Origin of the sequence: Bifidobacterium sp. W8112 (assembly GCF_016101425.1) — a bacterium.
Taxonomy (GTDB): Bacteria; Actinomycetota; Actinomycetes; order Actinomycetales; family Bifidobacteriaceae; genus Bombiscardovia; species Bombiscardovia apousia.
Map to the genome: position 1 here is coordinate 421,656 of NZ_JACFQN010000001.1, position 19,020 is coordinate 440,675.

General features: G+C 57.7%; 15 protein-coding genes. 1 reads left to right on the forward strand and 14 read right to left on the reverse strand.

The window, feature by feature from the left end; genetic code table 11:
• Positions 1–97: 97 nt before the first annotated feature.
• The 4 genes from H3T92_RS01690 to H3T92_RS01705 all read right to left on the reverse strand — a co-directional run bounded on the left by H3T92_RS01690 (position 98) and on the right by H3T92_RS01705 (position 6,177).
• The gene (locus H3T92_RS01690; RefSeq protein ID WP_198189417.1) at positions 98–1,279 is read right to left on the reverse strand and encodes an SLC13 family permease; all 1,182 of its coding nucleotides are present in this window, start codon (positions 1,277–1,279) and stop codon (positions 98–100) included.
• A gap of 243 nt (positions 1,280–1,522) precedes the next feature.
• Positions 1,523–2,971 carry a uridine transporter UriT gene (uriT, locus tag H3T92_RS01695; RefSeq protein WP_442859985.1) on the reverse strand — a complete coding sequence of 483 codons (1,449 nt, stop codon included), beginning with the start codon at positions 2,969–2,971 and terminating at the stop codon, positions 1,523–1,525.
• Positions 2,972–2,976: 5 nt separating this feature from the next.
• The gene (gene uriH, locus H3T92_RS01700) at positions 2,977–3,921 is read right to left on the reverse strand and encodes a uridine-preferring nucleoside hydrolase UriH (RefSeq protein WP_198189288.1); all 945 of its coding nucleotides are present in this window, start codon (positions 3,919–3,921) and stop codon (positions 2,977–2,979) included.
• Positions 3,922–4,026: 105 nt separating this feature from the next.
• Entirely contained in the window at positions 4,027–6,177 is a 2,151-nt protein-coding gene (locus H3T92_RS01705) for a DUF2075 domain-containing protein (protein ID WP_232341872.1), read from the reverse strand.
• Positions 6,178–6,244: 67 nt separating this feature from the next.
• On the opposite strand from H3T92_RS01705, the gene H3T92_RS01710 reads away from it, so the two are divergent.
• Positions 6,245–6,577 (forward strand): nucleotide pyrophosphohydrolase, encoded by a 333-nt coding sequence (locus H3T92_RS01710; protein WP_198189290.1) that lies wholly within the window; start codon positions 6,245–6,247, stop codon positions 6,575–6,577.
• A 10-nt stretch (positions 6,578–6,587) separates the two neighbouring features.
• Here H3T92_RS01710 and H3T92_RS01715 read toward each other — a convergent pair whose 3' ends face one another.
• The 10 genes from H3T92_RS01715 to H3T92_RS01760 all read right to left on the reverse strand — a co-directional run bounded on the left by H3T92_RS01715 (position 6,588) and on the right by H3T92_RS01760 (position 18,858).
• On the reverse strand, positions 6,588–7,361 hold the full coding sequence (locus H3T92_RS01715) for an HAD family hydrolase (RefSeq protein ID WP_198189291.1): 774 nt from the start codon (positions 7,359–7,361) through the stop codon (positions 6,588–6,590).
• Between the two features lie 83 nt (positions 7,362–7,444).
• Positions 7,445–9,535 (reverse strand): DNA primase, encoded by a 2,091-nt coding sequence (gene dnaG, locus H3T92_RS01720; protein ID WP_198189292.1) that lies wholly within the window; start codon positions 9,533–9,535, stop codon positions 7,445–7,447.
• A gap of 57 nt (positions 9,536–9,592) precedes the next feature.
• Positions 9,593–10,876 carry a deoxyguanosinetriphosphate triphosphohydrolase gene (locus tag H3T92_RS01725; protein WP_198189293.1) on the reverse strand — a complete coding sequence of 428 codons (1,284 nt, stop codon included), beginning with the start codon at positions 10,874–10,876 and terminating at the stop codon, positions 9,593–9,595.
• A gap of 18 nt (positions 10,877–10,894) precedes the next feature.
• Complete coding sequence (locus H3T92_RS01730) at positions 10,895–11,353, reverse strand: Ohr family peroxiredoxin (RefSeq protein WP_198189294.1); 459 nt, start codon at positions 11,351–11,353, stop codon at positions 10,895–10,897.
• A gap of 70 nt (positions 11,354–11,423) precedes the next feature.
• Positions 11,424–12,782: an alanine racemase gene (gene alr / locus H3T92_RS01735; protein ID WP_198189295.1), complete on the reverse strand. Its 1,359-nt coding sequence runs from the start codon at positions 12,780–12,782 to the stop codon at positions 11,424–11,426.
• Positions 12,783–12,824: 42 nt separating this feature from the next.
• Positions 12,825–13,460 carry an N-acetyltransferase gene (locus H3T92_RS01740; protein ID WP_198189296.1) on the reverse strand — a complete coding sequence of 212 codons (636 nt, stop codon included), beginning with the start codon at positions 13,458–13,460 and terminating at the stop codon, positions 12,825–12,827.
• Between the two features lie 187 nt (positions 13,461–13,647).
• Positions 13,648–15,651, reverse strand: a complete 2,004-nt coding sequence (locus H3T92_RS01745) for a glycoside hydrolase family 127 protein (protein WP_198189297.1) — start codon at positions 15,649–15,651, stop codon at positions 13,648–13,650.
• Positions 15,652–15,688: 37 nt separating this feature from the next.
• Positions 15,689–16,507 carry a carbohydrate ABC transporter permease gene (locus tag H3T92_RS01750; protein ID WP_198189298.1) on the reverse strand — a complete coding sequence of 273 codons (819 nt, stop codon included), beginning with the start codon at positions 16,505–16,507 and terminating at the stop codon, positions 15,689–15,691.
• Positions 16,508–16,515: 8 nt separating this feature from the next.
• Positions 16,516–17,436, reverse strand: a complete 921-nt coding sequence (locus H3T92_RS01755) for a carbohydrate ABC transporter permease (protein ID WP_198189299.1) — start codon at positions 17,434–17,436, stop codon at positions 16,516–16,518.
• A 99-nt stretch (positions 17,437–17,535) separates the two neighbouring features.
• Positions 17,536–18,858, reverse strand: coding sequence for an ABC transporter substrate-binding protein (locus H3T92_RS01760; protein ID WP_198189300.1), 1,323 nt, complete (start codon positions 18,856–18,858; stop codon positions 17,536–17,538).
• Between the last annotated feature and the right edge of the window lie 162 nt (positions 18,859–19,020).

The following is a 19,020-nucleotide window of genomic DNA, read 5'->3' on the forward strand; positions in this document are numbered from 1 at the left end:
CCCTGTGTTCTTAGGCTTAGACGCGCACGGGTCCGGTTCCACCGTTGCTGCCTCCCTCTCAATATCAGCGGCACCATTCCTGGTTGATGGGGGTAGTCTACTCCAGCAGCAGGGCCATGCCAACCAACACGACGAGGAAGAGCAGATTAAAAGCGGTATAGATCTTCAGGTAATCGCCTTTCTTGCCCGGATACTGCTTGACCACAGCCTTGTAGGAAATCAGTGAGGCCATCGAAGCAACCAGGGTGCCGAGCCCGCCCAGGTTGGTACCCAGAATGATCGGGCGCCAGGCTGTCGAAAAACCTGAGACCAGCAGGGCTGTAGGCACATTGCTGATGACCTGACTGCACAGGACCGAGGTAATCAAAGGGTGGATATTGACCAGGCTGCTGACCAGGCTGTAGAACTGGGGGATCCGTCTGGCATTGCCTATAAAGATGAAGAAAGCCACGAAAGTCAGGAGCAGTCCCCAATCCACATGCAGAAAGACCCGCCTGTCGCAGATCAGAAAGGTCACCGCCACCACCAGAACCATGGCCCATTGGGGAATCAGCTTGGCCACACCGAGCAGGCAGACAAGAAAGAGCAGGAGGTAGATGGCGATGCGCCATCCGCTGGACTGCTGCATCTCCTTGACCTGAGGCTGTATGCCCTCCTCCCTGGGCGCTAGTATGCTGCGGCGGATCTCTTGCGCATCCATGCCCTCGAACTTATTCAAATGCTGATTCCTGAAGACGAACCAGCAGCACAGGAAGAGCATCAGGGCTGCAGCCAGGGCATAAGGCGCCATGAGGAGGAGGAATTCACCGGCAGGCATCTCGGAGCGGGCCTTGAGGTATAAGTTGTGGGCGTTGCCGATGGGCGTCAGCATGCTGCCCACATTGGCGCCCAGGGTCATCAGGGTGACGATCAGCAGGGCATGGTTCTCCAGGCCGGCCATGATGAGGACAGCAATGGCGAAGGGCACGAAGGTGACCAGTGCCACATCGTTCGTGATGAACATGCTGGAGAAGAAAGGCAGAGAAACCAGCACCAAGGCCAGGCCCCGCACCGAGCGGACACGACTCAGCAGGCCGGCACCAATGGCATGGAAGACCCCGATGCGCTGAAATCCGCAGACCACCATCATGAGGGATCCCAGCTGGGTGAGGGTATTGACGTGGATGTAGCCCAGATACTGCCGGTCGGGAGGAATGAGGATGCAGGATACGAGAGCGATGACTGCCGCGACGACCAGGACGGTCTCGTTTTTCAGCAGTCCGATCACCCGATGTTGCATGGTCACCTCCGGCGAACGAATTCCTCACTTAGTTTACGCGCCCGCCCCCGGCTCACAGGACCTCTCCAGGCGCTATTTTCCGCCCCTAAGCCCGAGGTCGGGACACTCGGCGCTACTGGCTGCTAGCTTGACTGGCCCCGACTTCTGACCCTTGTCGGATGTGCATAGAATCGGATGCCCATAAGGCATGGAAAGGGGTCCTGCGAATGTGCTGATTCGCAGGACCCCTTTCAGACCGTGATATTACTTGTCGTTCATTCGCTCCGGATCGGGAATCAGATAGGACAGGGCCAGGGCAAGCAGCACCAGCACGCCGCCGCCGATCATAGCCGCAATGTATCCAGTACGGGCTCCGCCGGATGCCGCCAAGCCGCTCATGCATGCATAGAGGACCGCATAGCTCAGGCCTGAGCCCAGGTTGAAGGCTCCGGCGTTGAGTCCCGGCAGATAGCCGGTGTTGTCCGCAGGAGACAGAACCACGCCCAGCCCATTGAGCATAATGTTAGCCGTCCCTGCGTAGGAGACACCTAGGATCAGGGAGAGCGCCACCAGGCTCCAGATGCTGGGGGCAAGGCAGACGTAGATGCCAAAGACCAGTCCCAGCACGCTGACCAATTGACCGACTCTCAGAACCTTGAGATAGCCGAAGCGCGAGGCCAGCATCCCAGCCACAGGGCCAAAGACCAGACCGACCAGGGCATATGGGGTCAGCGTCGCAAAGGAGACGATGCTGGCCTTCAAGCCGACGCCGACCTCGCCATCCTGAGCAAGCGCCGGAACGATCCCGTTCATGATGGCGAAGACGCCGACCATGGTGGTCAGAGTCGTCAGCAGAAGGCCCCAGGTGCGCCGCTGCTTGAGGTAGGTGGTGGTGACCATGGGTGCCGACGTGGTGCTTTCGACTTTCCAGAAGATCATGAAGAAGACCGCAGCAACCAGGATCTCGACGACCACCAGGATCCAGCGCGCTTGAGCCAGCTTCTCGACCTCATTGATAGCCAGGTAAGCCGCCAGGAAGGCTATGCAGAGGAAGACCACGCCGGCCCAGTCCATGCGGGGACGATCGTCTGCATAGCTCTCGCGGGCGAAAACTGCTACTAGGAGGACAGCAATCACTGCAATGGCCACCATGAACCAGAAGACCGACCGGAAGCCGAAGGTGCCGGCCAGCCAACCGCCTAGGATAGCATCCACGCCTCCGATGCCACCGTTGACCGCCGTCAAAACGGCCATGAGCTTGGCGTAGCGGGCCTCATCGGTCACTTCGGCATGCAGCATGATCAGGGTCATGGGTACGACCGGACCGGCCACTCCTTGAATGACGCGCCCAATCATCAGCATCGTCACATTGGGAGCCAGGGCGGAGACCACGCATCCCAGCGCCGTCAGGCTCAGCATGCTCAGCAGCACCTTCTTGCGGCCGGCCAAATCGCCCAGCCGAGGCAGGAAGAGGGAGAAGACGGCACAGGAGGTGAAGAACACCGTTTGTGTCAGACCAATGCTGGAGCTGCTGGCATTGAGCTCGGTTTCCATGGTCGTTAGGGCCGGCGAGAGCATGGAGGCGTTGAGCTGGAAGGCGAAGACGGCGGCCATCAGGGCCGTCATCAAGGCGACAATAGAAGCGCCAGAGCCACCAGCGGTCGTGGCAGCGGGCTTGTCAGTCTTGGGTGCAGCTGCGTTCGAAGTCTTCATTGATTTCATCCAATCGTGGTGATGGCCTTGACCACCAGGTCCCAGAATCCCTGGAAGTCCAGCTTGACAGCCACCTGGGTGTGGCAGTCCTCGGCAGAAGGCTCCGGACCGCGCAGATCAGCCACGGTCATTCCGCAGGTCAGATCTCCGCGCAGCTCCACATCAACCGGGCAACGACGAGTGCTCACAATGGTCGGGTCGATCAGATAGGCCACAGTGCAGGGATCATGCACAGGCGGATCCACGAAGTCCTGGTTGTCCTGGTAGGACTTGCGGAAGAAGTCCATCAACCCGCTGACGAAATGGGCCAGATCGGTGCCGATGCCCTCAATGCGCTGCTGGACCTCCGGGGTGCACAGGGCCTGATGAGTCAGATCCAGCCCCACCATGGTGACCGGCCAGGGCTCGTTGAAGACGATATGTGCGGCCTCGGGATCCACCTTGATGTTGAATTCAGCAACAGCGCTCCAGTTGCCCACATGGTAGCCGCCACCCATGAGCACAACCTCTTGAACGCGATCGACAATGCGGGGTTCCTTGCGAACGGCCATAGCAATGTTGGTCAGGGGTCCAGTGGGAACCAGAGTCACCGTGCCCGGCTCCTCGCGCATGATGGTCTCGATGATCCAATCGACAGCATGGCCAGGATCCAGGGGCCGGATAGGTTCGGGGAGCTCGACACCGTCCAGACCCGTCTGACCATGGATGGAGGCGGCTACTTCCTGAGGACGCACCAAGGGCCTATCACATCCGGCATGGACCGGCACCTGGCGCGCATGAGCCTTTTCCAGCACAGCCCTCGCGTTGTAGGTAACCTTGTCCAGACTCTGGTTGCCGCCAACCGTAGTCACTCCGATCAGGTCGATCCGCGGATCGCCTACTGCCAGAAGGATAGCCACCGCATCGTCATGACCTGGATCGCAGTCCAGGATGATCTTGCGCGTCGTCATATACTCGCCTGCGCCTTTCTCATGAATATGTCCTGGGCCATGGATCATGGCCCAGGACATGATACTCCTGATTGGCATTCAATCCTTGTAGGCGCGTTAAGCTGGTCAGTCCTGGACGCGGGCGAACCCACCCACTGCCCAGGCCAGTCGATTCCGAAGCTCGGGATCGACTGCGAATAGCCCCAATCCGTGCACCCCTCGTTTGAGCAACACATTGAACTCATGACGAAGGTTATCCACAGGATTCATCTCTGGCTCCGACCGATGATTAGTCGCCAGTGTGTTGCAACTGAACTTCGGTTCGAATTTGATCTTTCCATTCCTATAAGTGACTGATGGTCCAATGATGACCCCCGCGTAGTTGAGGTCAAAACCTTGGATGGTGAATATGGAGCCCACCTCATCGATGGTGAAGGGCAGCTCGGCCCAGGCAATCCGGTGATTTGCAGCAGAGTTTCCCTGGGCCTCATAAAGCTCGTAATTCCAAGGCATGGCGAATTCACCATCCCCTTCCTGACCCTCTTCGGCCCACACCCACTGGCCTGAATCCCCTTGGCGCAGTACAACCTGCCAATGACGGGAGGAATCCAGTGGATCCGGGTGTTTCTTGCTGCTGTAAGGCCAGTCATAGGTGGCCAGGAGTCGGCAAAGGCCCAAGGAGCCCCCTCCCCTTTGCTCCCTGTCTTTATAACGAATAAACTCCCTTAAATCCTTGGGCGAATCAAAAACCTTGATCTCATAAGGATGCTCCCAAGGATCCGGATGCAGTGGTTCAATGACACCATCCTTGGCTGTCATCCGATCCAGCCAGGCGCAGGTTGCAGGGTCAGCCTGAATACGCATCTGTTGATCCAAACGAACATGACTGACCTGGAAGGTATCCTCGTGCGCTTGACCGTCCCGTGACTTTTCGCGGATATGCATTGGTTGCGAGAAGGCCTTGTCATGCTCGGAACCAGTCAATCCCAGAAGCCGACTTTCCTGGGCATCCACGAACTGGGACCCACGCAAGACTTGTTCGGGATCGAAGACCACGATGGCTACTTTTGCCCGCCGTAGGATGTCATAGAGCTGGTTGCTTCCGGAGTAGCTCTGCGACCCTTGCGTCAGCAACAGGTGCGCCTCGTCAATCAGCACCACATCCGCCTTGGCATCGACGCTATTCATGGGGTCAGCTGCCCTGCCTGTGGACCGGCCATTTCGATTGGTGTGCTTGCTGAATCGGTTGATGAACTGGACAGCCCCAACCACACACTGACCCCGTTTCTTCTGCAATCCCAGCTTCAGAGCCATCTGGTTGTAGACATTAGCCTGCTCGGTCTGGTTGACAATAATGTAGGAACGCTGCCTGGCGTTTGCCGAATGGTTATCGTCCTTGTCGTTCAAGTTTCCATAGATGCCATATCTAGCACATATTTGATAGAAGAGATGACTGAGCAAAACGGTCTTGCCAGTGCCTGACATACCCTGAACGACAATGACCTGGGTATCGGCGTCACCATCAATCTGCACCGGACCCGTTGACTCCGTCATCGAGTGGAAACCTTCGCCAGGGTTTTGAATAATCACCGACTCCAACACATGAAGAACAGCCTCTTCAGCCCGCCGTTGTTCGTCGGTGAGTTTGCGGAAGGGTGAGGCTTTGAACAGAGCAGAGTCCAGAATAGCCTTCTCTTCCGGGAACAGATCAGGCTCCATTTCATGCAGGGTCTGCCAAGCCTTGGAAAAGATGCTGTCGAATTCATCGCTGGTGTAGTACATGTCCTGAGCGTTGGTTCTACGGTTCATAACCAGCTTGACCGCGTCGACGCTCTGCATATACCCCATCAACCGATTTTCCATATCCAGAGTCAAGGACTTATTGAAATGGCGGTCACCGATGATGTACTGGCAGACCCTGTCCTGATGATTGCGCATGAATTGCACCAGGCGTTCCCAATCCGTCCGAGTCCGTGGATCCAACTCAATGTGCTGCCTGGTTCGAGAACGAATGTCGTTGGTTTCCCCGACGTAAACCACATAAGGAGATCCACCGCCATGCTTTTTGCTGCTGTCCCTTTCATCGGCAGAGACAATATATACAGTGGGATAGCGTAGGAACAGCTCCTCAAGCAGCCTCCCCTCCACCTTACTGCCCTGACTGCCAACAGCTTTCGTCTGCTTGTACTCTGCAATAGCCTTGGAAAAATCCTCATCGCTGAAATCGCCATAGGGCAGCGTCATCACCACAGGCTGCGGCGCGCTTGATGAATCCATGGTTTTCACTATGCCACGAACCCACACCAATCTGATGGCAGGAGGGCCGGCTGATAGGCTCGAAATCATGATCAGCAAGGAAACGGAAACAGCAGTGATGAATTTTGTGCACGAGCGCGACTGGGATCAATTCCACACGCCTGCCAACCTGGCCAAATCAATCTGCATAGAAGCCGCCGAGCTCTTGGAGTGCTATCAATGGGGGGATGATCCCAGGGACGGAGATGAAGGCCACGTGACCGACGAACTGGCAGACGTGCTCACCTATTGCATCCAGCTGGCGGATCGGCTGAATCTGGACATGGATCGGATCATCATGGACAAACTGCACAGGACGGCCAACCGGTATCCAGTGGCCACTTCACGCGGTTCCAGCCGGAAATATCGGCCCCTGCAGTAGACAGATTGATTCAGCAGGTCTGCGCAGCCGGTGACCCAGATTGTTCGAGTCGCTTGGCGATCAATGCTGACAGATCATCCAAGGTGACTCCAGCATAGCTATTCATGGAAGCGAACTGAGGACCTGAAGAGGTGTCGACCGGGTTGCTGCCGGTATAGGCCACAGTGGTGGCTCCCGATGCCACAGCAGAAGTGATGCCAGTCAGGGTGTCTTCGAAAGCCAAGCAAGAGACCATTTGATCAGGACTTGTGATGCCCAGCAGACCCGCCGCATGCAGATAAGGAGCGGGGTCGGGCTTTTGCGCCAGTCCGTCATCCCCGCACACATAGTCGGCAAAAGCCCCGTCAGGAGCCTTGGTGACCACAGCCTGAGCCATGCGGCGTGGCGAAGTAGTGACCAGAATGGAGGGGATACCAGCCTCAACTAGCTCTGCCAAGACATCACGGACTCCTTCAATCCATGGCATGTGACGCTCCTCCATGGCAATCACCCCGTCAATCAGCAGATCCGGAATCTGATCCTCTGAAAGGTCAAGACCCCGCTCGCGCATCACCCTTGCTACTTTGGGCAAGGGTTTGCCCGAAACCTGCCAACCCATGTCAGTATTCCAGTCTCCTCCATGCTTGCGCGCTAGATCTACCTCGGCCTGATGCCAGTAAGGCTCTGAGTCGATCAGGGTTCCGTCCATATCCCAGAAGACAGCAAGCGGTCGACGACCTTCAACAGACCGAGTTTTGCCAGTCGACTCAGCACGACTTTCTTCCTTTTGATGCTCCATGTTCATGCATTCACCCTATCGGCAGGGCTTGCCGACAGTCAAAACACTAACAAGAACAGGGTGGGGGGCCAGCTTATCTGGTCACCAGTTCACTCGGCGTTGCCGAAGACCTGGTTGCGCAAGTTGTTACGCTGGGTCTCGTATTGAGTGAGCTGGCCAAGAAGGTCGAACTTTTCCTGACCGTCGGGCAACTGATTCATCTGGTGCTTGACTGAGGCGATCAGCCGCATGTAGGTGGCATCCAACAGCCTTGCCAACAGCTCGGAGGCATACTGACGCTCCTCCGGGCTAGGCTGCCTCAACTGAACATCCGCTTCTTTGGAGCCCTCGCCCTGGTCTTCTTTCTTATTGACTCTCTTGGAGCCCGGTCCCGAGTCCCTCTGCTTATCCTCCTGCTTATCCAGATTCAGCGGCAGGGGCATGACGGCCAGCTCATTGATGGCCGACTCCAGCATGGGCCCGCCCGCCTTGGTGAGATTGTGCATCCACAGTCCTTGGGGCGTCTTCCTGTCAGGCAGTCCTCCGGCGGCCTGCACAGCCCGATAGAGGGAGCGGAAAATCGGAACCTCGAAACTGTCTGGGCTGAGCTGGCCAAAGGCATCCGACCCGACCGCTCTGGGAATCTGGATGAGCACGCCCATGAACTGCTGCTCGCAGATGAAGACAGCATCATCGATGTGATGATAGCCCTGTCGGAGGGCATCCTCACGCTGTATCCTGCGGCGTTGCATGGCATCGTCACTGCCCTGGCCCGCACGACCCTCAGATTCACCCGCGCCGTGGCGAGGAGTGCGGACCGCATAGGCATCCTGGTCCTTCACATGCAGCTTACGACGTGCCCTGTTGACCTCCTGACGCAGTAGATCCAGATCCACGCCGATTTTTCTGGCGGTCTTACGGGTATAGGCCCCCACCAGGGAGCGGTCCCTGATTTGGGCCAAGATGGGCGCCACGGCCTTGACTGCCCCCATCTGCCCGGTGGTGTACTGGGTATCGAACATGGTCACAGCGGTATCGATGACGAAGTCGTACAGCGGTCGGGCATGCTCGACCAGGGAACGCACAGCCTCATCGCCGTAGCGGATGCGCAGATCACAGGGATCCAGATTCTCACGCGCCACCGCTACGAAAGTCTGCGTCAGAAAGCTCCCGTCAAGACCGAAGGCATGCAGAGCGGCCTTCTGCCCGGCGGCATCCCCGTCGAAGGTGAAGACCACGCGGGATCCCTGGACCGGCCCCACCAGCTGGATGGCGCCGAGGGCATCGTCGGAGATGAGCCGGCGGACGATCTTGGCATGATCCTCGCCGAAGGCAGTGCCACAGGTGGCTACAGCCGTGTCGACCCCAGCAAGGTGGCAGGCCATGACGTCGGTATAACCCTCCACGATGACCACCTGCCGCTTTTTGACAATGGCGTCCTTGGCCAGGTCGATGCCGTAGAGCACCTGGTTCTTGCGGTAGAGCTGGGTGTCCGGCGTGTTGATGTACTTGGCGTTGATGCCGTCGTCCTCGTAGAGCTTGCGAGCGCCAAAGCCGAGGGTACGGCCAGTGGAATCCCTGATAGGCCAGGTGACCCTGCCCCGGAAGTAGTCATAGACCCCCCGTTGCCCCTTCCTGGCAAGCCCGGCATCCAGCATCTCCTGCTGAGTGAAACCCTTGGTGGATAGGTGACGAACCAGATTGTCCCATCCGCGTGGAGCATATCCGCAGCCGAAATGCGCGCTGTCAGCCTGGGAGAAGGTTCTGCCCGCCAAGAGCTTGCGCGCTGCCAGCGCCTCCTTGCTCATGATCTGCGAGACGAAAAACCGCTGGGCCTCCTCGTTGGCCTCCAGCAACCGGGAACGTTTGGACCCACGGCGCTTGTCCTGACGGGAGTTTTCATAATGCAGCTCGATCTGGTACTTGTCTGCCAGGATCTCGACGGCATCGCCGAACTCGACGTTCTCCTCCTGCTCAACATAGGTGAAGACATCGCCGCCCAGACCGCAGCCGAAGCAGTGCCAGACCCCCATGGACGGACGTACCGAAAAGGACGGGGACTTCTCGTCATGGAAGGGGCACAAGCCCATATAAGTGCCGGAACCTGAAGGCTTCAGAGTCACGCTTTCAGAGACGATCTCATACAGATCGGCCTTGGCTCTGACCTTCTCGATGTCTTCCTTCTTGATCATTCCGGACATGACACCTAGCCTACCGGGCCAGGCCGATGTGTTGCGCCCGGCATAAATGCCGCAGGCCTAGGGGCAGACCAGGGAATGCAGGGCCAAGGCCGAGCCGTCGGTCAGAGAGGCCACCTGGTCGATGGCCACCCGCAGGCGTTCCCCGTCTGACCCCGCCTGGCGCCAATCCTCCAGGAAGACATCCTCCAGAGCATCCGAAGGTGCTGGCGAGTCGGCCATCATCACCTCAACCAGGTCGGTCACGATTTTCAGCTGCTCTGCATGGAAGGGCTCCTTCTCACGGGGAGCCATGACGAAGTAGACAGCAATCCCCTTCAAGGCCACAATCTCATAGGAGGTCCGGGGAGGAATGACCAGCCCCCCCGAGTACCTGGTCAGCGGACCTTGGCCGTGGCGGCTTCGGGTGGCCGCCTCCACGGAGTCGGCAAAGCGCCCTATCAGATAGCTGGTGGTGTTCTTCAACGTAGCCAGGGCCCGACGTGAACCGTCGAAGCCCAACGGCAACATGCCACGGACGGTTTCCAAAGCTCGTACCAGCTGGTCGGCATCCCATCGGTCGCCATACCAGGATCGGGCAGCCCGGACCACGCCATCGATGATCCTGGGCTCAGCCAGTCGCTCAGGCACGAAAGAACCGACCACGATGGCATCCTCCACGTCATGGACGCTGTAGGCGATGTCATCAGCCAAATCCATGACCTGGCATTCCATGGGCGTGCTGGCCTGCGGCGCCCCCTGCTTAAGCCAATGAAAGACCTCTTGGTCGTCAGGGTAGACGCAGAACTTGGCCGTCCTCTCCCCCTTGGGATGAGCCGAGGCCTCAGCCAGGGTCCAGGGATATTTGACCGCAGCATCCAAGGCAGCCCTGGTCAGGTTGACCCCTGCCGAGCGTCCGTCCGGATGGAAGACCTTGGGCTCAAGCCTGGTCAGCAGTCGAAGGGTCTGCGAATTGCCCTCGAATCCCCCAATATCCGAGGCCAGCGAGGACAGGGCACGTTCGCCGTTATGGCCGAAGGGCGGATGGCCTAGGTCATGGGCCAGACAGGCACAGTCCACCACGTCGGGGTCGCAGCCCAGCATGGTCCCGATCTGCCGACCAATCTGGGCCACCTCCAGGGTGTGGGTCAGCCGCGTACGTGCAAAGTCGTCAGTTCCAGCGACCAGAATCTGCGTCTTGGCCCCCAACCGACGCAGCGCCGAAGAGTGAACCAGGCGCGCCCTATCGCGTTCAAAGGCGGTCCTGCTGCTGGTCTTTGGGGGCTCTGGGGCCCACCGTTCCTGATCCTGGGCAGAGTAGCCCTCGGCCAGCAGGCGGGATCCGCCCTCCTCCTCAGTGCCCATCAGGCGCGCCCGCTCCGTTCAGTCCAGATTGTCCACAACCACCACTTCAGTGGGCACATTGCCCGCCGTGGCCTTGGAATAGGGGCAGAGCTCCTGGGTGCGTTCCACCAGGCGGGTGGCCAGATCACGATCGACACCGGGCAGGCAGACTTCAATCTGCGCCTTGATGCCGAAGGACTCGCCCTGGTCACCGAGGGAGATATGTGTGCGCACCTTGCTCTGGGCCAACTTGGTGGCTGGCACACGCAGCTCCTTGCCGGCCAGTCCCATAGCTCCCTGGAAGCAGGCGCCCCAACCGATGGCGAAGAGCTGCTCGGGGTTGGTGCCCTGGCCCTTGCCGCCCATGGCCTTGGGCGTGTCCAGATCCAGGGAGAGATCGGGCTCGTGGCTATCCGCATGGCCCTCGCGGCCTCCGGTGATGTCAGCTACGGCTGTGTATGAGATATTGCTTGGTTCATTTCCTGTATATGTAGTCATAACCTCATCTCACCACTTATATTGCCCCTTGACAAGGCCCCAAGCCCAGGTTCTACCTGTGATAGTGGTCTCAAAGAATGGATTCAGCGGCCATCAGGTGCAGGTCGGAAGGGTCGATCACCTCATGCACGCCCAAGTAGAGCCGTGGAATCCGGCTGCGCAGACAGGTGAAGATCTCATAGCTGATGGTGTCGGCGGCCCGTGCCCAGTCGTCAGCGGTTGGCTCGGCCTGATCCTCTCCACTGCCTGGACCGAAGAGAACAACGGTATCGCCTTCGCTCACTCCCAGATCGGAAGCCATGCCCTTGAGGTCAAGTACGCACTGATCCATGCAGACCCTGCCAGCGACGCGAACCAACTTGGGCCCCTGACGAGTCATCAGACGGACAGGCCCGCCCAGGTGCTCTCGGCCCGTAGCGCCCTCGCGGTCGAAGCCCGAAGCCGACCGGTGAATCCCGTCGGCGTAGCCCAAGGGCATGATGGCCGTGCTGGTGGGTTTCTCCGTCAGATAAGTGCGCCCATAGGAGATGCCGTGGCCGGCCGGCATATCCTTGACGGTGCCTAGCTGGGCCTGGAGGGTCATGGCCGGACGCAGACCATAATCGGCCGAAACCCCCATGGAGGGATCGGGCTCATATCCGTACAGGCCGATGCCCGGACGGGTCAGGTCATAGCGTATCCCAGGACGGGTGAGCGTGGCGGCGGTGTTGGCCAGATGCCGGATCTCAGGTTTCAAGCCTGCGGCCGTCATCTTGTCAGAGAACTGCTCAAAGAGGGCGATTTGCTCGTCAGTGGACGACACGAACTCGTCCACCTCAGGCATGTCGGCCACTGCTAGATGGCTGAAAAGCCCCACGGGCTCCAACAAACCCTTGGCGGCCAGGCGAGAGAGCTCGCGCAGGGCATCTCCGAAGGTTTCAGGGGTGAAGCCGTTGCGTCCAAAGCCGGTGTCCACCTTGATATGGACGCGTGCAGGTCTGCCGGCCCGATCTGCCGCCTGGGCTGCCATGTCCATGGTCTTCAGGGAACCGATGCCCAGATCGATGTCAGCCTGGATCAACTGATCAAAGGGGGCGCGGTCCCCATTGAACATCCAGGACAGAATCCGGCAACGGTCGGGGCCGATGCCTGCACGACGCAGACGCAGGGCCTCGCTGGACTGTGCCGTTCCCAGCCAAGTTGCCCCGCCCGCCAGTGCCGCTAGGGCGGCGGGGATGAGCCCGTGGCCGTAGGCATCGGCCTTGACCACACCCATGACTGCAGCACCGGGGTTCGTGGAATGAACCAGCTTCACCAGGGTGGCCATATTGGCCTTCAAGGTCCGCAAGTCCACGATGATCTGTCCAGGATAGGCCCGAAGAGCCTGCTCGTAATGCCGCTGGCCCTCGGGCCCGGAGAACCGCCATGCCGGTGCTGCGCTCAATGTCATGGCTCCATTGTGCGACGGCGCTGCGACGGTCGGCCTCCGCCCTCAGACGGCGACCAAGCGCCTGGCGGCCCTTTCACGCTCAGCCAGGTCAAGGGGACGATCGTGCCGCTGGTAGGCCACCCGCACGTTCTCGATCTCCTTGTTCTCAGGCATGATGATGTTGCCGCAGCGTGTGAAGCCATGAGTCTCCAGGATGTGCTGCATGGCGTAGTTCTTCAATCCCGTGTCGGCGCGGATGTTCTCGTACCTGCGCATGCTCCAGTCAAGCAGATCCCCGGCCGCATGACGCCCCAGTCCCGAGGCAGCCACCCGATGGATGGTGGTATAGGGCCGGTCGTCCAGCCAGCTGCCGTCAATGACCTTATAATCAGGTTCCGGGTCATGGAAGAGGGCAAAAACGCCGATGATGCGCTCGTGGCTGCCCTTGTGCTCGTCCAACTCAGGTTCAGGGTAGGCAGGATCGTCAGGAATCTGATCCATGCCAGCCGCATCGTCAACCAAGAGCATGGTGTGGCCCCCGGCGATGTCCTCGCGGATGCGTTCGGGCAGGGGGTACTTGTCCCCCCACTGACGGGGGTTGCCGGTCTCGGCCATCCGCTTTCTGGCGTAGGCGTAGACAGGCATGATCGCCTCAAAGTCGTCCATGGTGGCATGACGGATCCAACGTGCAGTCTCCATCGCGTACCTGCTCACTGTGGCTACCTCTTTCTCGACCGGTGCGGCAGGGACGAGACCCGCCCCCGCGATTGCCGAAGTACGAGTGTATCCATCAGGAAGCTGTCACGAAGTGAGTACGCATTGAGCGAATCGGGGAATAGTTTGGGCTATTGTGCGATCCTCATAAAAAACTCAGAACTTTGCTCTATTAGCTCCGTAGCCAGACTTTCATGCTTCCCGTCTCCCTATTGGCCCAAGCATAGTAAGGAACCAACTTCATGTTTACAGATCGCTCATGCTTATCCGACAGGGGGACGTAGAGAGGATCATCAGGGCCATCCTCGGAATCAAGCATGGCTGGTATGGTCAGCACGTCGACGCCGCCAAGCAGATCCTGGTGGAATTCAGAACTCACTTTCTGGGGATCGACAAGAATCCGGTACTGCCAAAGCTTCCCTGGGTTATCAGTCGACTCGGCGCAATAAACCAGAGGGCCTCGCATAAGCGCAACGGATCCGGCATCCGACGAAACCCGCGAGTTGGCTCTCATGAACCTAACGGACATATCCATTTCCAGATGAACATGGCTCTTTTGGCCCGGTGCCAGATCCACATAAAAGAATCCGCGGTCAGGCTCTGTCGATTCTTCGTATCCGTCAAGGGTCAACTTGTATGAGTCCGCCGTCCAACTGGGCACTCTGATGCCGAAACGAACTGGTCCAGGCGCAGCCGTGGACATTTCTAAGTCGTAGTCAACAAGCCCACTCCATGGGAAATTCGTGGATTCCACAACTTCAAGGCCATTGTCAAAGCTAGCCTGATTGGCGATGAACTGATGGCTGAGCACCGTGGAGTCATCAGGCCTTGCATAAATATATCTATCCACGGAGGCAATCAGTCTGGCGATATTGGCGGGACAGCAGGCGCAGCCAAACCAGTCCACTCTATGCGCCAGAACGTGATGACGATCTGGATTGTCTACGCCCTCAGGATCAACCTGGAGGGGATTGACATAGAAGTACTGACGTCCATCCAGACTGATGCCTGCCAAGGCACCGTTGAAAAGCTCGCGCTCCAGTATGTCGCCGTATTCACCATCTGAATCCAACGCAAGCATTCTCTCGGCCAGCATGGTAGCCCCGACCGATGCGCAGGTTTCACCGTACATAGTGTCATTAGGCAGGTCATAATCGTAGGTAAGGGACTCACCAACATGGGTGGACCCGATATTCCCGGTGATATACATACGCTTGTCGATCAAGTTGCGCCATAGTCGGCGTACTGCGCGTTCCAAGTCTGCATCTTGGGTAATGGCAGCCAGATGAGCCATACCCGTGCATAAATACATCAACCTCACTGCATGGCCATGAGCTGTTTGTTGCTGGCGAACCGGACGATCAGCCTGAAAGTACTCCAGAGGATAATCGGCCATATCCGGTGCGATTTGCTCTCCTGGCGCGCTCTCTTGTTGCTTTGCATAGAAACGTGGATCCCGCCCACGAACATCGATGAGATAGGCAGCCAATTGCTTATACCGCTCTTCACCAGTGGCCTCAAAGAGCTTGCAGAGGGCAAGCTCGATTTCAGGATGACCATCGGCTCCGTGGAGTTTCCCCTCTTCAGGTCCTATATGCGCATCAATGCAATCAGCCATCCGACAAGCTATATTCAGTGCCTGCCTGTTGCCGGTGACTTGGTAATAGGCCACTCCCGCTTCTATGTAATGACCCATGCTGTAGGTTTCATGGGACTGCTGCAGCTGCGTGAAAGGCCTGCGATCTGCCCAAGGACCCGTCCCAATCTGAAAAGCGGTGACCAGGTACCCGTCTGGAGCCTGCGCCCGGGAAATAATGTCCACAGTGCTATCGCAGACCTCTTGCAGGTGGGAATCCGGATGGTACTTCAGTACATAGGCGGCTTCCTCCAGCCACTTGTAGACATCGGAATCCTGAAAGACCATGCCTTTGAATTCTCCATCCTGCTCACCAGCGGCAATGCGCAAATTGCTGACGGCATGACTGAGTGGGTCGGAACCCTGATTGCCGGCTGGATCATCAGGCACATTTACATTAACTTGATCATTGAGAACCTGCCACTGATAGGGCAAAACCACACGTGCAATCTGCTCCCGCCGTTGTTTCCAAAAAGTTGATGTAATCCTGACTCGGGGTTCACTAGGCAGTGGCTTCCCACGCAACTGTGATTTTCTCATTCGTTCTCCTTCTGTCCACGATCGTCAACACGAACCGTCAGCCCTTGACTGCGCCTGCCATGAATCCCTTGACGTAATACTTTTGAAGCGCCAGGAAGAGGATTGCCGCAGGCAAGAGCAACACAACCACACCGGCCTCTGTAGCCCCGTAGTCAATGACGCCCATGGTCTGCTGACGCATGTTGACCAAGGCCAACGGCAGGGGGGCGTGCGAGGACCCGACAAGGTAGAGGGGAATCATGAAATTATTCCATGCTTCAAGGAAGGCCAGCAGCCCCACGGTCACCATGGAAGGTTTGACCACAGGCATCAGGATTTTGATCAGCGCCTGCAGGCTGTTGCATCCGTCCACCATGGCCGCCTCCTCCATATCCTTGGGAATGGCGTCAAAAGCTATCCGCATAATGAAAGTGCTCATGGGAAGTTGGAAAAGAGTCAGGACAAGACCGACGCCAACCAGGGAATCGTTCAGACCGATATCCTTGTACCAAACCATGAGCGGTATCAGCAGGGATGCATACGGCACCATAAGAATGGACAGCGTTACCATAAATCCCAGATCATGGCCTGGATATTCGAATCTGGAGAAGGAGTACCCGGCCATAGTGCAGACAATTACGGAAAGCACCACTGTAACCAGGGTGATTACCAACGAATTGGCCAGGTAGGTGGGCAACCCATCCTGGTAATGCAACAAGGTCAGATAATTGCCCGGTCCCCAGCCGTCCGTCTGGGCCGATCCAGTCTGCGGACTGAAGGAGCAGATGACCACCCATATCAGGGGAGCAACGAAGACCAGAGCCAGCAGGGCCTGAAGAATCCTGCTTATACAGCGTTTCCACAAGGGCGTAGTCATGATTCCCCTTACTTGGTATTGTCGCGCAGACCGCGCATTTGAATTGAATTGATGATGACCAAGGCCAGCAGCACAATCAAAGAGAGCGCTGCAGCCATGCCCAGGTCTTTCTTGGAGTCGAAGGCAAAGTTGTATATGAGCTCGACTACGGTCATGGTCGCGTTGTTGGGCCCACCCTTGGTCAGGATAAAGAACTGATCGAAAGCAAGAATGGACCCCGTTACGCAGTAGACCAAACACATGATGATGGTCGGCCGCATCAAAGGAAGGGTGATTGACCTGAAAATCCGCCAAGTACCCGCCCCATCCATGCGCGCGGCTTCGTAAAGATCACCCGGAATGGACTGCAGACCTATCATCATGAGTAGCATGTAGTACCCCGAGAACCGCCAGACAATGACGATGATGGTGGCCCAAAGAGCACTCTGCCCGGTAGCCAGCACAGAACCATTGGCATCCATGAGTCCCAGATGAGCCAGGATTTTCGTGACCGGTCCCACCTGAGGCGAATACAAGGCATAGAAGAGCAACGATGCTGAAGCCAGTCCGGTGGCGCTAGGCAGCAGGAAGCAGGTCCTAAGCACGTTGTTCCATGCACTGGACTCCTGCACAAGCAAGGCCAATCCCAGTCCGAGAACCAGGAGAATAACGGTTACTATGACCGTGTACTCCAATGTGAACCCGATGGCATGGCCAAGCAGTTCATTGTGCAGAACCTTGATGAAATTCGTCGGAAAATTCCAACCCCGATTACCACCCATCAAGGTCCAGCGAGAACCCGCCATGACGATCAGCAGGACGATGGGAACGACGAAGAGGACGATAATGAACAGCCAATCCGGGAGAGCATAAATCATCCCTCGACGCATTCTTCTTCCGCGTACCCTGCTTCGTCTTCGTGTTACTGCTTGCTCACTGCTGCCTGACATATTGCACCCCTTCATTGGTCATACCGATCGTCGGCTATCGTCAGAGAGGTTCCTCCGCAACCTTTCTGGCAAAACCGATAGATCCTTATTTACGACCATTCACTCCTTGGACAGGACCTTGCTGACTGCCTGATTGTCGGCTTGCAAATTACCCTTGCCCCAGACGGCATTTTGAATTAGCAGCTGCCAGGGCGACCCGGCGGCATTGAATGCCTCGTTGAAGGCCGGAGACTTGGGGGTCTGACCATGGCCATCGATAATGACGGAATTGATGGTCTGTACCCGCGGATCAGCGTCGGTATAAGCGGTCTTCAGGGTACGGATGTTGGAGGCGGTGTCACCCTTGTCGGCGAATACCTGCTTCTGGCTATCCGCCTGCATCAGCCAGGAAAGGAAGTTCCAAGCCTGAGCGACATGCTTGCTGTCCTTGGAGATCCCCATGGCATCCCCGCCGAGGAAAGTGGCGGTCTTGCCCTCCTTAGTGCCGGGTATAGGAGCCACACCAACCTTGAAGCCGCCCTTCTTCTCCGCCTCAATGACTGCGGTCACCGAGGTGTTGGGATAGGGCATCACACCGACCTTTCCGTTGGCGAAGGGGGCTGTCCAAGTCGCGCCTGTCTCCTCCTTAGAGCCTGCTCCTAGGCCATTGGTGGTCTCAGCAAGCTGATGGTATGCATCCAGGGTGGCTTTCATAGAGGGGTTGTCCAGAGAAGCCTTGCTGCCGTCGTCATTCATCACTTCATGACCATCAGCCCATGAGGACGGGAAAAGATCAAATGCCAGCGCCCCGCCTGACTGACCGGCCAGATATGATCCTGAGACCCCGTCCTTGTTCAAACCGGCGATCTTCTTGGCCTGACTTGCGAATTCCTCTATGCTGGCCGGACCTTTCTCCGGGTCCAGACCGGCCTGCTGGTAAAGGTCCTTGTTCCAGACCATGATCGATACATCGGTGATGAATGGCAGTGTGTATTTCTTGCCATCCACGGTCCCAGCCTTGATGTGTCCCTGTTGTAGATCGGCTTTATTTGACAGGGCATCGATCTGCTTGGTGATGTCCTTGAAGATGCCCTCAGAAGCCCAATAGGGAATACGAACCACATCACCCGCCAGAATATCCGGCAGCGAACCAGTCTGGGAGGCTCCGCCAACCTTGCCTTCCATATCGTCGTTGGGAATGATCTCCAACTTGACCTTGTTCTTATGGGACTTGTTGTACACCCCAACTACATTTTTTGCCTGCCGCTCCAGTGGCGATCTGGTCCACAGGGTGATTTGCGCCCCGTCGTCCGTCCCCTTGGCCGGTATCTTGTCGGAAACCGCGCCGGACTGCGATCCCCCTCCACATGCGGCCAATGGCAGGAGCATGGCGGCAGCGGCTATGGCCGTCGTCGTACGTACGATGCTCTTCATCGAGATCATATCTGCTTCTTTCTCTACGTTCCCGCTCATCGTTGAGAGCTGGCAGCGGAAACTCCGCTTAGCATTCGACGAGTGTCATTTGAATCCAACCGAATGGTCCACGCCGAAAGCCCTTTCATCATATGTGATATAAGCGAAAATGCAAAATCGCTTTCTCATCAT

Bases quoted from the DNA above. Each gene is read 5' to 3' on its own strand.
- H3T92_RS01725 (WP_198189293.1), bottom strand. From the start codon at position 10,876: ATGGGCACTGAGGAGGAGGGCGGATCCCGCCTGCTGGCCGAGGGCTAC.
- dnaG (WP_198189292.1), bottom strand. From the start codon at position 9,535: ATGTCCGGAATGATCAAGAAGGAAGACATCGAGAAGGTCAGAGCCAAG.
- uriH (WP_198189288.1), bottom strand. From the start codon at position 3,921: ATGACGACGCGCAAGATCATCCTGGACTGCGATCCAGGTCATGACGAT.
- H3T92_RS01750 (WP_198189298.1), bottom strand. From the start codon at position 16,507: ATGACTACGCCCTTGTGGAAACGCTGTATAAGCAGGATTCTTCAGGCC.
- H3T92_RS01740 (WP_198189296.1), bottom strand. From the start codon at position 13,460: ATGGAGACTGCACGTTGGATCCGTCATGCCACCATGGACGACTTTGAG.
- H3T92_RS01710 (WP_198189290.1), top strand. From the start codon at position 6,245: ATGATCAGCAAGGAAACGGAAACAGCAGTGATGAATTTTGTGCACGAG.
- alr (WP_198189295.1), bottom strand. From the start codon at position 12,782: ATGACATTGAGCGCAGCACCGGCATGGCGGTTCTCCGGGCCCGAGGGC.
- H3T92_RS01690 (WP_198189417.1), bottom strand. From the start codon at position 1,279: ATGCAACATCGGGTGATCGGACTGCTGAAAAACGAGACCGTCCTGGTC.
- H3T92_RS01745 (WP_198189297.1), bottom strand. From the start codon at position 15,651: ATGAGAAAATCACAGTTGCGTGGGAAGCCACTGCCTAGTGAACCCCGA.
- H3T92_RS01755 (WP_198189299.1), bottom strand. From the start codon at position 17,436: ATGTCAGGCAGCAGTGAGCAAGCAGTAACACGAAGACGAAGCAGGGTA.
- H3T92_RS01705 (WP_232341872.1), bottom strand. From the start codon at position 6,177: ATGGATTCATCAAGCGCGCCGCAGCCTGTGGTGATGACGCTGCCCTAT.
- uriT (WP_442859985.1), bottom strand. From the start codon at position 2,971: ATGAAGACTTCGAACGCAGCTGCACCCAAGACTGACAAGCCCGCTGCC.
- H3T92_RS01715 (WP_198189291.1), bottom strand. From the start codon at position 7,361: ATGAACATGGAGCATCAAAAGGAAGAAAGTCGTGCTGAGTCGACTGGC.
- H3T92_RS01730 (WP_198189294.1), bottom strand. From the start codon at position 11,353: ATGACTACATATACAGGAAATGAACCAAGCAATATCTCATACACAGCC.
- H3T92_RS01760 (WP_198189300.1), bottom strand. From the start codon at position 18,858: ATGATCTCGATGAAGAGCATCGTACGTACGACGACGGCCATAGCCGCT.